This window comes from Emticicia sp. (genome assembly GCF_049241225.1).
Lineage (GTDB): Bacteria > Bacteroidota > Bacteroidia > Cytophagales > Spirosomataceae > Emticicia.
This window is the reverse complement of the sequence record NZ_JBMLRC010000457.1, coordinates 6,018-18,552: the sequence shown is the minus strand read 5'-3', so window position 1 is coordinate 18,552 and position 12,535 is coordinate 6,018. Positions and strand designations below refer to the sequence as shown.

General features: G+C 39.5%; 12 protein-coding genes. 6 read left to right on the top strand and 6 right to left on the bottom strand.

The genetic code is table 11. From position 1 onward, the window contains the following. Positions 1 to 678, bottom strand: a 678-nt coding sequence (locus ACOVO2_RS23450) for an AGE family epimerase/isomerase (protein ID WP_421772303.1), incomplete at its 3' end; no start/stop codon positions are given. Between the two features lie 94 nt (positions 679 to 772). After that, the gene (locus ACOVO2_RS23445) at positions 773 to 1,771 is read right to left on the bottom strand and encodes a bifunctional heptose 7-phosphate kinase/heptose 1-phosphate adenyltransferase (RefSeq protein WP_421772302.1); all 999 of its coding nucleotides are present in this window, start codon (positions 1,769 to 1,771) and stop codon (positions 773 to 775) included. Between the two features lie 80 nt (positions 1,772 to 1,851). On the opposite strand from ACOVO2_RS23445, the gene ACOVO2_RS23440 reads away from it, so the two are divergent. Both ACOVO2_RS23440 and ACOVO2_RS23435 read left to right on the top strand, forming a co-directional pair. Continuing rightward, complete coding sequence (locus ACOVO2_RS23440) at positions 1,852 to 2,049, top strand: DUF2281 domain-containing protein (protein WP_421772301.1); 198 nt, start codon at positions 1,852 to 1,854, stop codon at positions 2,047 to 2,049. After that, positions 2,049 to 2,327 (top strand): type II toxin-antitoxin system VapC family toxin, encoded by a 279-nt coding sequence (locus ACOVO2_RS23435; protein ID WP_421772300.1) that lies wholly within the window; start codon positions 2,049 to 2,051, stop codon positions 2,325 to 2,327. The genes ACOVO2_RS23440 and ACOVO2_RS23435 overlap by 1 nt, the downstream gene beginning before the upstream one ends. Before the next feature lie 107 nt (positions 2,328 to 2,434). Here the strand turns inward: ACOVO2_RS23435 and ACOVO2_RS23430 are convergent, their stop codons facing one another. From ACOVO2_RS23430 to ACOVO2_RS23420, 3 genes are all read right to left on the bottom strand, one after another. Continuing rightward, a complete protein-coding gene (locus tag ACOVO2_RS23430; protein WP_421772299.1) occupies positions 2,435 to 3,655 on the bottom strand; it encodes a DUF2264 domain-containing protein in 1,221 nt (406 codons plus the stop codon). Positions 3,656 to 3,753: 98 nt separating this feature from the next. After that, positions 3,754 to 4,800, bottom strand: coding sequence for an isoaspartyl peptidase/L-asparaginase family protein (locus tag ACOVO2_RS23425; RefSeq protein WP_421772298.1), 1,047 nt, complete (start codon positions 4,798 to 4,800; stop codon positions 3,754 to 3,756). 174 nt (positions 4,801 to 4,974) lie between these two features. Next, positions 4,975 to 6,222, bottom strand: coding sequence for an ROK family transcriptional regulator (locus ACOVO2_RS23420; RefSeq protein WP_421772297.1), 1,248 nt, complete (start codon positions 6,220 to 6,222; stop codon positions 4,975 to 4,977). A 399-nt stretch (positions 6,223 to 6,621) separates the two neighbouring features. Between ACOVO2_RS23420 and ACOVO2_RS23415 the strand changes: the two genes are divergently transcribed. The 4 genes from ACOVO2_RS23415 to ACOVO2_RS23400 all read left to right on the top strand — a co-directional run bounded on the left by ACOVO2_RS23415 (position 6,622) and on the right by ACOVO2_RS23400 (position 12,152). Next, positions 6,622 to 10,023, top strand: a complete 3,402-nt coding sequence (locus ACOVO2_RS23415; protein WP_421772296.1) for a DUF7133 domain-containing protein — start codon at positions 6,622 to 6,624, stop codon at positions 10,021 to 10,023. A gap of 86 nt (positions 10,024 to 10,109) precedes the next feature. Further along, positions 10,110 to 11,117, top strand: a complete 1,008-nt coding sequence (locus tag ACOVO2_RS23410) for a sugar phosphate isomerase/epimerase family protein (RefSeq protein WP_421772295.1) — start codon at positions 10,110 to 10,112, stop codon at positions 11,115 to 11,117. Positions 11,118 to 11,182: 65 nt separating this feature from the next. Further along, positions 11,183 to 11,338 (top strand): hypothetical protein, encoded by a 156-nt coding sequence (locus tag ACOVO2_RS23405; protein WP_421772294.1) that lies wholly within the window; start codon positions 11,183 to 11,185, stop codon positions 11,336 to 11,338. 187 nt (positions 11,339 to 11,525) lie between these two features. After that, positions 11,526 to 12,152 carry a hypothetical protein gene (locus tag ACOVO2_RS23400; protein WP_421772293.1) on the top strand — a complete coding sequence of 209 codons (627 nt, stop codon included), beginning with the start codon at positions 11,526 to 11,528 and terminating at the stop codon, positions 12,150 to 12,152. A 5-nt stretch (positions 12,153 to 12,157) separates the two neighbouring features. Here the strand turns inward: ACOVO2_RS23400 and ACOVO2_RS23395 are convergent. Further along, positions 12,158 to 12,535: FG-GAP-like repeat-containing protein (locus ACOVO2_RS23395; RefSeq protein ID WP_421772292.1), on the bottom strand; the 378-nt coding region annotated here is incomplete at its 5' end.

Here is a 12,535-nt window from a genome sequence, read left to right as displayed (position 1 = left end):
CGGGTGCATGATTTTCTTGGTCAGCAATTCGATAGACTCCAATAATTTACGGCGGTGTACTTGCTTGCCCGTGCATTCGTAAAGCGTTGTGAAAGCTTCCATGAGGTGCATGTGGGCATCGAGGGTTTTGCGGTCGCCACCTGCTGGGCCAGCACCTTTCAAATCCCAGTTGCGGTGAAACATTTCCCAGTAGCCACCGTAATGCGTGTCAACGACGTATTTTTGTAGCAAATCGAATACTTTTTCGGCATATTCTTGGCCACGAGGGTCACCCGTTGCGAGAGTATATTCGCTCAGACTGTAAATAGCAAAGCTGTGGCCGTAAACGATTTTTTCGTCAATGACCACTTCGCCTTTGCGGTTCATCATCCAGTAAAAACCGCCGTGTTCTTCGTCCCACATTTTATTGAGCAAAAAATCAACACCATGACGAGCCATTTCGGCCAGTTTTCCACCGCCATACCCCGCACGATGTGCCGAAGAATAAGTGAAAACCGAACGAGATTGGGCAATCAAAGATTTTTCGTCTTCGCCCGAGTCATTGCCAAATTCATCGAAATGTGTCAGAAAACCACCGTATTCGTTGTCAACGGTGCGGGAAATCCAGAAAGGTAAAAGGCCATTGTTGAGGTATGCGACGATTTCGTCACGCAGCTCTCGGGCATGAGAAGGATTCATGTTGAATAGTTTTTTATAGAGGTTGAATAGTTCTTAATGTATAATTGATTATGTAAAATGTATAATGCAGAATAAGCAATAGCTTTACCCCATTTTACATTAAATCTAAAATCTCATCCAAAGTAGCCGTGCCTGTTTGGTGTAATTTCTGGACCGTTACGGCGGCTGCTAAGTTAGCGATTTCAAGCGATTGTGCGATGCTTGCTCCCGTGCCTCTGCTGGCCGAAAATGCTGCCACAACTGTGTCGCCCGCACCAACGGTATCGAGTTCGGTGTTTAGTTGTAATGCTTTTATGCTTTGTGTTTCGCTTGGACTGATGTATGAAATACCGTGTTCGCCACGAGTGATTACGAGCGAGCCACCCATTTTTTCAAGCAGCGTTTTGGCGTGTGCAATGCAAGCTGTTTCGTCGGCTTCTTCGATGGTTGGTACGCCAACCAATCGGGCCAGTTCTTCTGTGTTTACTTTTAACACAATGTTTTTTATATGCAGTCCGTATGCTCGTAAATCAGCTACAAAAAGGCAATTCTGGAACCTCGATAAAATATCATTTAACCGCTGAATGCGTTGGGGTGTGAGTAGTGGATTTGGAAATTGTTGATTGATAATCAGTACGTTAAGGTTAGGTAGTGCAGACTCTATAGTTTCGAGGATTTCCTCAAAAACGGCTTCAGAAAGTGTATTGTGGGTGCCAAAATCCAGCCGATTTTCTTCGCCATTGACTGACATCGGTTTGGTATAAGTGCAAGTATCCCAACCACTCTGAATTGTTTTGAGATTTGTGGTATCAACACTCAGTTTTTGAAATAAATGTTGCATTTCTCGACCATAAATATCATCGCCCACACAGCCAAAAACTTGTAGGTTTTCTACGCCCAAAGCTGCCAAGTTTTGCACCACATTTCCTGCCGCACCGAGCGATGTTTTGGGCTTGTTTCCCCAAAAAACTTCTTTGCCAGTTTCAATTGAAAACTCTTGGGTTTGCTGATTGATTCCGTAGTAAAAATCAACGGCAAAATCGCCAATCACACCTACTTTTAAGTGCTTGATTTGTTGGAAAATCTCCTTTATTTCGGTGGGTTGGATGGGCATTGGTGAAATTAGAATAAACCTTTTAAGATTTTGCTAAAATATAATAAAAATGTTTAATTTGTATAAAAATAGCTAAAACTATGTCTGACCTTGTTCTTTTTTCAAAGTTATCTAATTTGCCTCAAAACCTTAAAGTTGAGGTAATGGATTATATAGAGTTTTTAGAAAAAAAACATAAAACCTCAAAACCCCATCCAAAAGCAGGTTGCATGAAAGGTACTTTCAAAATGGCTGATGATTTTGATGCTCCTTTGGAGGATTTTAAAGACTATATGTAATGAAACTACTTTTAGATACACACGCTTTTATATGGTTTGTTGAAAATGACTCAAACTTACCAGTTTCATTAAGAACTCAAATAGAAGATACCGAAAACGAAATTTATATCAGCATAGCCAGCCTTTGGGAAATTGCCATTAAAGTTAGTCTTGGCAAGTTGGAAATGGCTATCGACCTACCTTCATTGATTCAAAAAATTGAAGAGAATGGTTTTAATATTTTACCAATTTTTCCAGAGCATACTGTCTATGTCGCATCATTGCCCTTTCACCACTGAGACTCATTTGATAGAATTTTAATCGCTCAAACACTTACCGAAAACATCAAAATTTTGAGTAAAGATAGATTTTTTCAAGATTATGGTGTTGATTATGAATGGTGAACTCAATCCAAATGCCCATCTTTCTTAAATGCCTTTCCGCTCCATGCTTTTTTTGATGTCCATTCAGCGGCAGGAGAAGTCCAAAATGGATGAGTGGCGGGCAAACCCAGTGGTAAAAATCCGAAAGTGCAGAGATATAAGCTACCAGTCGATATATAAGGCTCAGCAATATCGGTTTGATGACCAGCAAAACCTACTTGTAGCCAGCCTTTTGCATCGAAAGTGCCTTCGGCTTCAAACTGATTTTGCATTATTTTTGTCAAGGCACAACGCACTTGGGCAGGCTGAATATAGGTCGATAAATTATTGTTTAAAGAAACTAAAGCAAGCACATTAAATGCTCCAACTCGGTAAGCTATCGAACGCCCGATGGGTGGATAAGTGCCTTCGGGAGAAATAAATCTTTCTTGATGTTCGGCATAGCGAACCATTCTTTTCAAGGCAAGGTCATAAACTTCTTTCTTTTCTAATTTCTTCTCAACCATTACTTGCAAAACCTCAACGAGCATTGGGTGAATGACAAACGAATTATAATAATCCATCGCAAAACTTGGCCCATCGCCATAAATTCCGTCGCCGAAATACCATTCGGGTATCTTTTTGAGGGCGTAATCAATGCGAGCGGGGTCGTAGTCTTCGCCAATTTTTAGCAGGAAAGTTTCGGTCATTGCCGAAAACAAAAGCCAGTTGCTGTAATATGCTTTACGATTGCGTAGCGACTTGAATTCTTCTACGAAACGCTTTTTGGTTACATCATCAAGTGGGTCCCAGAGTTTTGTTTTTGCTCGTAGAAATCCCTGTGCTAAAAAAGCTGCATCAACCAGCGGTTGCATATCTTTTCTAAAATTCAGATAATCAGGGCTTTGTGGATTGACCATGTTTTTTAATCCTTTGAGCAATTCTTCACGCAGCGTTTTGCGAAGCTTTCCTTCTTCTGTGTTATCATCTTCGAGTGCCAACCACGGAGCAATTCCCGAAACCGTTCGGCCGACTGCCTCCAGATGTGACACTGGAAACTCTCTCTTGAAGGCATTTGGCCCCGTTTCGATGGGCATATTTTTAACCAAAGTTTCTTGGGCTAAATTATGTACTACTGGATACGAGATTTTGTAAAGCAACTTACTCCAATAAATTCTATTTTGCTCGCCAGTTTCGGTACTTTGAGCGAAGATAATCAAAGAGCTTATCAATAAGGTTAATACAGTAATTATAGTTTTTTTCATCGAATATTTTTTAAATTTTACGGGGTAGCATTAAATAAAATGGACACCAATTTCTTATAAAATAGTGCCCATTTTAGTTAATGAATTCAGTAAATTGATTACTTATAATGACTTGCAGCCATAAAAACCTTTCCGCCTTCATCGCTGGCCGTAACTGAATAGCTAAAACCTGGATTAATAGAATAGGCTCCGTATTCGCCAGCTTTATTGATGGCAATAAAACCAACTTGGAAATTCTTAGCTTTTTCGGGATTGATTTTTACCAAACGCTCAATGGCACCTTTGCAAGCTTCCTCGGGCGTTTTTCCCATTCGCATCATTTCTACAACCAAGTGCGTGCCTGCAATACGAATCACCTCTTCGCCTTGACCAGATGAAACAGCCGCACCGATTTCGTTATCAACAAAAAGCCCAGCACCGATAATTGGCGAATCGCCCAAACGGCCTTTCATCTTGAAGCCCATTCCACTCGTGGTACAAGCCCCCGAAAGATTTCCCGAAGCATCTAAAGCAATCGTTCCCATCGTATCGTGGTTGAAAGAGCCATCATCAAATTTATTGGGAGCAAACGGCCCGTGACCTTCTTTCTTTTGTCCTTTGCTTTGTTGCTGCTCAATGTTCATTACGGGCTTATATTCCGATTTCTTGAGCCACTCTTTATAGTTTTTTTCGGCATCGGCCGAGAGTTTATCGGGTTCTAATTTAAAGCCATTGGCTAATGCAAACTGCTGTGCTCCTTCACCCACCAAAAATACGTGAGGTGTAAGTTCCATCACCTTACGAGCAACCGAAATCGGGTGTTTGATGCGTTGTAAATAAGCTACTGCACCACAGTTGGCGTGTTCGTCCATGATACAGGCATCGAGCGTTACTTTTCCATCACGGTCGGGGTTTCCACCTAAGCCTACGCAGCAGTTGATGGTATCTTCAATCGAATTTGCCCCTGCCTCAACGGCGTCTAAGGCACGGCCATTTTTTTCTCGTAAAATCTTCCATGCCACTGCATTGACGGGCAAGCCACTATCCCAAGTCGAGACAACGATTGGCTTTTGTGCAACAACAGTTTTTTTGGCAAATGCTTTACTAATTGATAAAAACGGCAAACTCAGTACCGACCAATGTAAAAAGTTTCTTCTTGATTGCATAGTTTGTTGATTTGTTATTAGGGTATTGGTTTACTGGTAAATTGGTTACTGGTTAACTAGTTATTCGTGACTTGTGTACTGATAAATTAGTTATTTGTTTCGCAATTTACCAGTAACCGCACGGGCGGCCCCGCAATTTCCCAGTAACTAATCCACAAGTAACCAATCCACGAATCACGCTGTTTTTAAAAGAGATTCCACCACGTAGGCATGCACACCAAAGATTTTGGCATCTTCGCTGAGTTGCGAAATTTCGATGCTTAAATCTTCTTTGAAATCAGTCAAACAGTATTTATTAATAGCGTGTTCGATTGGATTAACGATGAGTTTCTGAGCTTTTGATAAAACCCCATCAATAATAATGATTTGTGGGTTGAATAAATGTACTGCAATCGAAAGCCCTTTTCCGAGTTCGAGTCCGATATTATGGATGATATCAATGGCAAAACCATCGCCCTGTTGGGCGGCATCTATTACCATTTCTAGATTAATAGTTTCGAGCGAATCTTTATATTCGCCAAGTTTTGATACTTGGCCATTTCTTAATCCTTCTTTAATGTTTTTTAGCAACGAAGAAGCCGAAGTGATGGTATCCAGACATCCTACTTTTCCGCAGTTACAAAGCACACCATCTGGATTTACTTGTATATGCCCTAATTCGCCCGCAAAACCCGATGCTCCGTCAAAAATTTCACCATTAAGTACGATTCCGAGTCCAATTCCCCAGTCGACGTTTACCGAAAGTACATGTGACTTCCCTTTAGCCAGTCCGAAATGATATTCACCAAAAGCTGTCGCTTTCGAATCGTTTATCACAAAAGTGGGTAGGTTGAAGTGATTTTCGATGAGTTTTCCGAGCGATGTATCTTGGCTATTGAGGCTTTTGTAAGTATAATTAATGCCTGTTTTTTTATTGACCAAACCCGGAATAGATACTCCCAGTGCAATTATATTTCGTCCATTTGATACTTTCTCTTCAACAACATTATCTACTAACTGGAAGAGTGTTTCCAAGAAAGACGGGTTGTTTTTAAGCTGTAAATCAAATACTTGCGAAAAAACAATTTCGTTTTTAAGGTTTAGGACAGTAATTCTAGTATCATGGGTATTGATATCGAGGGCAAGAATAAAGTTTTGGTTTGGATTGATTCCATAAATAGCCGGACGACGCCCCTGTTTCGAAATAGCAAAACCCGTTTCAATGATCCATTTTTCTTCAACGAGTTCATCAACTAAAGCCGTAATGGAAGGAATACTAATATGCAGCGAATTCGATAGTTCGGCAATAGTATTTTTGTTGTTGAAGTAGAGGTCATATAAGATACCTTTCTTCTGTTTGTTTTTTTTAATATCCACAACAGACTCACGGCTGTTTACTTCTACTTCCATTTCGGCAATAGATTCATTTTTAGTGATTAGCATAAGTTTTAGGTAATAATAGGTTTAGATACTGTAAATTCTCCAGCAATTTATCAAATAATTGTAAATCTTTTGATGTAGTTAGCCTAATAATTTGTGTTTTATTTAATATAAATTAATTGATTCCTAAAAATAAGAAATATTTAATAATAAAAACAAATTAATATGTGTTTTAAATTAAAAAAAATTAATATATAGTTTAAATTTAATTAAATTATTGAATTTATTTTGTGCAATCGTTTGTATCCAGGAGATTTTTTAACATTTATATTGATATGCTACAAAAATAGCCATTTGGTCGAAATATCTCTTAAAAACATGCATTTACAGAATGCCAATCTGAATTCAATTGCTTATTTTTAAAGTTCAATTTTATTTAATTATTATCCAATCGGCAAAACTATGATTCTAAGAAATCTCCTAAAAAGCAAACTTATTTGGGCTTCGGCATCAACTATTTTGATTGTCTCCTGTGCTAAATTTGGGAAAAAAGAAACTCCTTTGGTCATTAACGAAGACCCCGCAAAAGCCCTTACTAAAGCCAAAGAAATTCGTGAGAAAACATCGGCTAAAGTAATTGATGGTATTGAAATGACCCTTTGGGCATCTGACTCGCTCGCACCTGACCCCGTTGCGATGTCGATTGATGATCAAGGACGAGTGTATCTGATTCGTACGAATCGCCAAAAAAATTCTGAATTTGATATTCGTGGACACCGTGACTGGATGACCGAATCAATCGGACTCCAAACTGTTGAAGACCGTCGTGCATTTTTGCGTAAAACTTTCGCTCCCGAACGTAGCAAAGAAAACGAATGGCTCAAAGACCTTAACGAAGATGGTAGTCATGATTGGCACGATTTAGCCATCGAAAAAGATGAAGTTTGGCGTTTGGAAGACACAAACGGTGACGGAATTGCCGATAAATCTATGCGAGTCTTGAATGACTTTTTTGAGGAAGTAACCGATGTAGCGGGCGGACTTCTGGTGCGTGGCACAGAAATGTTTATCGGTATTGCTCCTGACCTTTGGCGAGTAAAAGATACCAACGGCGATGGGATTTTTGATAAAAAAACATCAATTAGCCACGGTTATGGCGTCCATATTGGTTTTAGCGGACACGGGATGTCGGGCGTAACCGAAGGTCCGGATGGACGTATCTACTGGAATATTGGCGATATTGGTGCAAATATCACAACCGCCGATGGAAAAAAGTTTGAGCATCCAAACTCAGGAATCATTGCTCGTTCAAATCCTGATGGTAGTGATTTTGAGATTTTTGCGGCTGGTTTACGCAATACCCACGAGTTTGTTTTTGATGAATACGGAAACTTGATTTCGTCAGACAATGACGGCGACCACCCTGGCGAAAGCGAGCGTTTGGTTCACGTAGTAGAAGGCTCTGATGCAGGCTGGCGTTCAAACTGGCAGTATGGAAAATACACTGACCCGAAAAACAATAAGTTTAATGTTTGGATGGACGAAAAATTGTCTAAACCTCGTTGGGACGGACAAGCGGCGTATATCATTCCGCCAATCATGAATTATCATAATGGCCCGACTGGCATGGTTTATAATCCAGGAACGGCTTTGGGTTCGGAATGGAAAAACAAGTATTTCTTGGTTGAGTTTGTCGGTACGCCAACTCGCTCGCACATTTGGTCGTTTGGTTTAAAACCAAAAGGTGCATCGTTTGTGCTTGATGGCGAAAAAGACGTAGTGAGTGGAATCTTGCCAACTGGTATCAAATTTGGCCCAGATGGTGCATTATACGCCGCCGACTGGATTAATGGCTGGGACACTAAAAACTACGGTAGAGTTTGGAAATTAGACGTAACGAAAGAAAAAAACGACCTCGAAGCACTCAGAAAAGAAACAAAACGTCTCATTCAGCTTGATTATACTGCACAAACTGATGCCACACTTTATGACCTCCTTTCAAATGTAGATATGCGTGTCCGTCAAAAAGCACAGTTTGAACTCGCAAGCCGTGGACAAAAAGGTTTTGCTCAATTTACGAAAGCTATTGCTCAAACCAATAATCAGCTTGCTCGTATTCATAGCATTTGGGGAGTTGGTCAGTTAACTCGCCAAAACAAAACTTTTGCATCGCCATTATTGCCTTTATTAAAAGATAAAGATGAAGAGATTATCGCTCAAGCGGCAAAAATTATCGGAGATGTAAAACTCGAAAACACAGGTAGCGAATTAGTGCCTTTGTTGAAAAGTAAAAATCCAAGAATTCAATTTTATGCAGCCGAGGCTTTGGGCAGAATCGCTTATCAAGATGCGGTTATGCCATTGATTCAGATGCTCGAAGCCAACAACGACGAAGATGTTTATTTGCGTCATGCGGCAGTTTTGGCACTTTCTCGCATCGGAAAAGTTGAGCCAATTGTGGCTTTGGCCAATAATCCAAGCAAAGCACTTCGCACGGCAGCGGTTTTGGTTTTACGCAGAATGAAAAACGATAATATCGCTCTTTTCTTAAATGATAAAGATGAATACATAGTAGCCGAAGCGGCTCGTGGTATCAACGACGATTTATCAATTCCTGCGGCATTGCCTGCTTTGGCGGCTACTTTGGCCGAAACTCGTTTTACGTCTGAGCCATTGCTTCGTCGTGCCATCAATGCGGCTTTGCGTGTTGGTTCGCCAAAAGAACTTGATTTATTGATTGCTTTCTCGGCTCGTACCGATATTAAAGATAATATCAAAGCCGAGGCATTGGCTACCTTGGGAACTTGGGGAAATCCATCAGTTTTGGATAGAGTTGATGGTCGCTATCGTGGCATTTTGGTGCGTGATGGAGCTTTGGTAAAAACCAAAATTCAGCCATTTGTCGGCAATTTCTTGAAAGAAACTAACGCCGAAACGCTCGTGACTATGGCAAGTTTATTGTCGGAATTGAATATTACCGAATTCAATAACGAACTGGCAAATATTTATAATAATTCTGATAACGCCAAAGTAAGAGCGGCTATCTTACCTGCCTTAAATAAACTCAAATATGCAGAATTAGAGGCAGTAATCAAGAAAGGAATGGACGATAAAGATGAAAGCGTACGAACTGTAGCTTTGAGCTTATTGAATAATAATAATGTAACAAAAGAGAGCTTACCTGAACTTGTGAAGACAATCTTTACTAAAGGAAGCATTAGAGAGCAACAACAGATTTTGATAGTTTTAGGTAAACTAACGATTGATAAAACGCAAGAAGTTTTATCAGGGTTGATTGATCAATTGAAAGAAAAACAATTATCGCCTAATGTTTCGTTGGAACTGAAAGAGGCAGTTGAGGCTTCGGGTTCGGATGTACTGAAAACCAAAATTGCGGCCATTAAGCCAGGTGCTTCGTTGATGGACGAATACATGGAATCTCTTTTTGGTGGAAACAGAAATAACGGACGTAATATTTTTAATAATAACTCAACTGCTCAGTGCGTGCGTTGCCACAATATGGGTAGTGAAGGAGGTTCGGTAGGGCCAAATCTCTCTAAAATCGGTGGTACATTGAGCCGTGAGCAAATCTTGCAAGCACTCATCGAGCCAAGTGCGAGACTTTCGCCAGGTTATGGTACGGTTTCTTTAAAATTAAAAGACGGACAAGAGGTAACAGGAACGCTTGCCAAAGAAAATGCCGAAGAATTGGTAATTACAACTTCCGATGCTGAGCCTTTGGTGATTCCAGTTTCACGCATCGCCAAACGAGAAAATATGCCATCAAGTATGCCACCAATGGGTACTTTACTCTCAAAACGAGAAATTCGTGATGTGGTGGAATTTTTATCTGGTTTGAAATAAAAAAATTACCTTGCTGCTGTAAGTCATTAGACTTGCAGCAGTTTTTGTTTCTACTTTACCATCTATTCAAAACTTATAACTTTACTATGAAAAATCAACTTTCTCGTCGTGGTTTTATGGCCATTGCACCGATGGCTACGCTCGGCTTTGTGTTGAGCAAACGCTCTACTAATTGGCTCGACAAACCTAATTCAAAGTTTAATGGTGTACAGATTGGAGCTATTACGTATTCATTTAGAAGTATGCCGCACGATATTGACCAATTATTGCAGTTTTGTATTGATTCTGGTGTAAGTGCTATCGAAATGATGGGCGACCCTGCCGAGGATTTTGCGGGAAAACCTAAAAATCCGAATCCGTTTAGAATGGGGCCGCCGCCACGCCAAACTGCTGGCCAACCACCACAACGCCCACAAATGACCGAAGAGCAGAAGGCTCAACAGGCTGAATATAACAAAAGTGTGGCAGCATGGCGTGCAACTGCCTCAATGGATAAGTTTAAGGAGATTCGTAAGAAATTTAATGATGCTGGCGTAACGATTTATGCTTTCAAACCCAATGCTTTTGGAGCAAATAACTCAGATGCTGAAATTGAATATGGCATGAAGGCCGCCAAAGCTCTCGGAGCAACATCAGTAACTTTAGAATTGCCAACTGACTCGGCTCAAACCAAACGTTTGGGAGATTTTGGCTCAAAACATAAGGTTTATGTGGGTTATCATGCTCACTTACAGGCAACCGATACACTTTGGGACGAAGCCCTGAGCCAATCGCCATATAACTCGATGAATCTTGATTGTGGACACTACATTGCGGTAGGTGGAAAGAATACAAAAGAGTCATTATTGGCATTAATCGAAGCCAAGCACGACCGCATTACGAGTATGCACATCAAAGACCGCACGGCTGATGGCAAAGGAAACTTGGTATGGGGCAATGGCGATACACCACTCAAAGAGATTTTAACTTTGATGAAAACTAAGAAATATAAATTCCCTGCAACGGTTGAGTTAGAATACGAAATTCCAGAAGGCTCAAACGCCGTGAAAGAAGTTGCCAAATGTGTAGCTTATGCGAAGGGGTTATTGGCTTGATGAAAATAAATTGGTAAGTAGTGTTTTTAGACATTACTTACCAAGTCATAAATTTTTGGATTATTATGAAAAATCTTGTAGAAAATACCAGCCCAAAGTTGCCAAAAGGTGATTTTATTAAAGATGAAAATTTCTCTTTTTTGAAAGACATTGACTTGTTTTCAAAGAAGAAAGCTATTGCTAAAGAAATGCTTAAAGGTACGAAATTGCCTGCTCGTTAATAATTCTTTCACTTCAACTTACTCACCAAAACCAGTACCGAATTAAATAATTATAATTCTTGTGTTTGAACCCCAACGGTTTAATATTTCACTCCTTCGGAGTTTTTACAGCTAAACCATTATTCTACTTTTCTATAATCATAACAGCCCCGAATCGGTGGTCCGATTCAGATTTTTTTTTAATCTTATGAACTTAGTCCATCAAAGAATAAAAATACAGCATATTCTATTAATATTTTTTACATCTCACTTACTTTTCAGTTGTAAAGAATCACAAGAAAAAAGTGTGAATCAATTGGACAACTTTAACAAAATTAATTTTTTGACTCGTAGTACACCTTATAAAGTTGATTATTATTATTTCAACTATGAGGATATCAACCAAGAATTGAAAATGAGTCGAATAGTAAGAAATGTGAATTTATCGTTTATAGATACTTTAGGAAATATTTTTGGCAAAGCGAGGCCAGTTTTTACTACAACTCTGACTAACGAAGAATTTGATTTATTGAATCGAAGTTTAAACATATATTTACCCAAACCGATTGAAGGAGATTCTACAATCGGAGTTACTGATTGTTCTGAAGTTTACAGAGATGTTTTAGTATGGAAAGATAAACACAATAAACCTGTTGGTGCAATTGAATTTTGTTTTACTTGTGGTTCATACAATTTTTATCCAAAGTTACAACCAAGAGCAAGAATTATATGTGATGACAAAAATAATCTTGGAACATTATTTTACCAAATGCACATAAAGGCGGCAATTTCATCCAAAGAAGATTATTTAAAAGACTTTTTTTCAATTGAATAGAGAAATCACTTCAACTTATTCATCAAAACCAGTACCGCAGTATCTTTTTTAGATTCGTTTATTCTACCACGTTTTTTTCGGTCGAAATTGCCCAGTACGATATCATCATCGCCATCGGCATCGAGGTCGGCGGCATCCATCACGAGCCAATTTCCTGCATTTACTTCTTTGATTGAGGTAGCCGAAAAAGTAAACTTTCCTTTATTTTCGAGGTAAACAAATCCTTCTTTTGGTTGATTTTTAAAGTCAGGAAAATAAGCAATCGTCGCAATGTCTAAATCTCCATCTTTATCAAAATCACGAGCTAAAGCCTTAAAACAACCATTGATTGGGTAGAAAAAGGCTTGTTTGTAGTTATTCTTTCCATCATTCAAATAGCCATA

Bases quoted from the DNA above. Each gene is read 5' to 3' on its own strand.
- ACOVO2_RS23400 (WP_421772293.1), top strand. From the start codon at position 11,526: ATGAACTTAGTCCATCAAAGAATAAAAATACAGCATATTCTATTAATA.
- ACOVO2_RS23425 (WP_421772298.1), bottom strand. From the start codon at position 4,800: ATGCAATCAAGAAGAAACTTTTTACATTGGTCGGTACTGAGTTTGCCG.
- ACOVO2_RS23445 (WP_421772302.1), bottom strand. From the start codon at position 1,771: ATGCCCATCCAACCCACCGAAATAAAGGAGATTTTCCAACAAATCAAG.
- ACOVO2_RS23430 (WP_421772299.1), bottom strand. From the start codon at position 3,655: ATGAAAAAAACTATAATTACTGTATTAACCTTATTGATAAGCTCTTTG.
- ACOVO2_RS23420 (WP_421772297.1), bottom strand. From the start codon at position 6,222: ATGCTAATCACTAAAAATGAATCTATTGCCGAAATGGAAGTAGAAGTA.
- ACOVO2_RS23435 (WP_421772300.1), top strand. From the start codon at position 2,049: ATGAAACTACTTTTAGATACACACGCTTTTATATGGTTTGTTGAAAAT.
- ACOVO2_RS23405 (WP_421772294.1), top strand. From the start codon at position 11,183: ATGAAAAATCTTGTAGAAAATACCAGCCCAAAGTTGCCAAAAGGTGAT.
- ACOVO2_RS23440 (WP_421772301.1), top strand. From the start codon at position 1,852: ATGTCTGACCTTGTTCTTTTTTCAAAGTTATCTAATTTGCCTCAAAAC.
- ACOVO2_RS23410 (WP_421772295.1), top strand. From the start codon at position 10,110: ATGAAAAATCAACTTTCTCGTCGTGGTTTTATGGCCATTGCACCGATG.
- ACOVO2_RS23415 (WP_421772296.1), top strand. From the start codon at position 6,622: ATGATTCTAAGAAATCTCCTAAAAAGCAAACTTATTTGGGCTTCGGCA.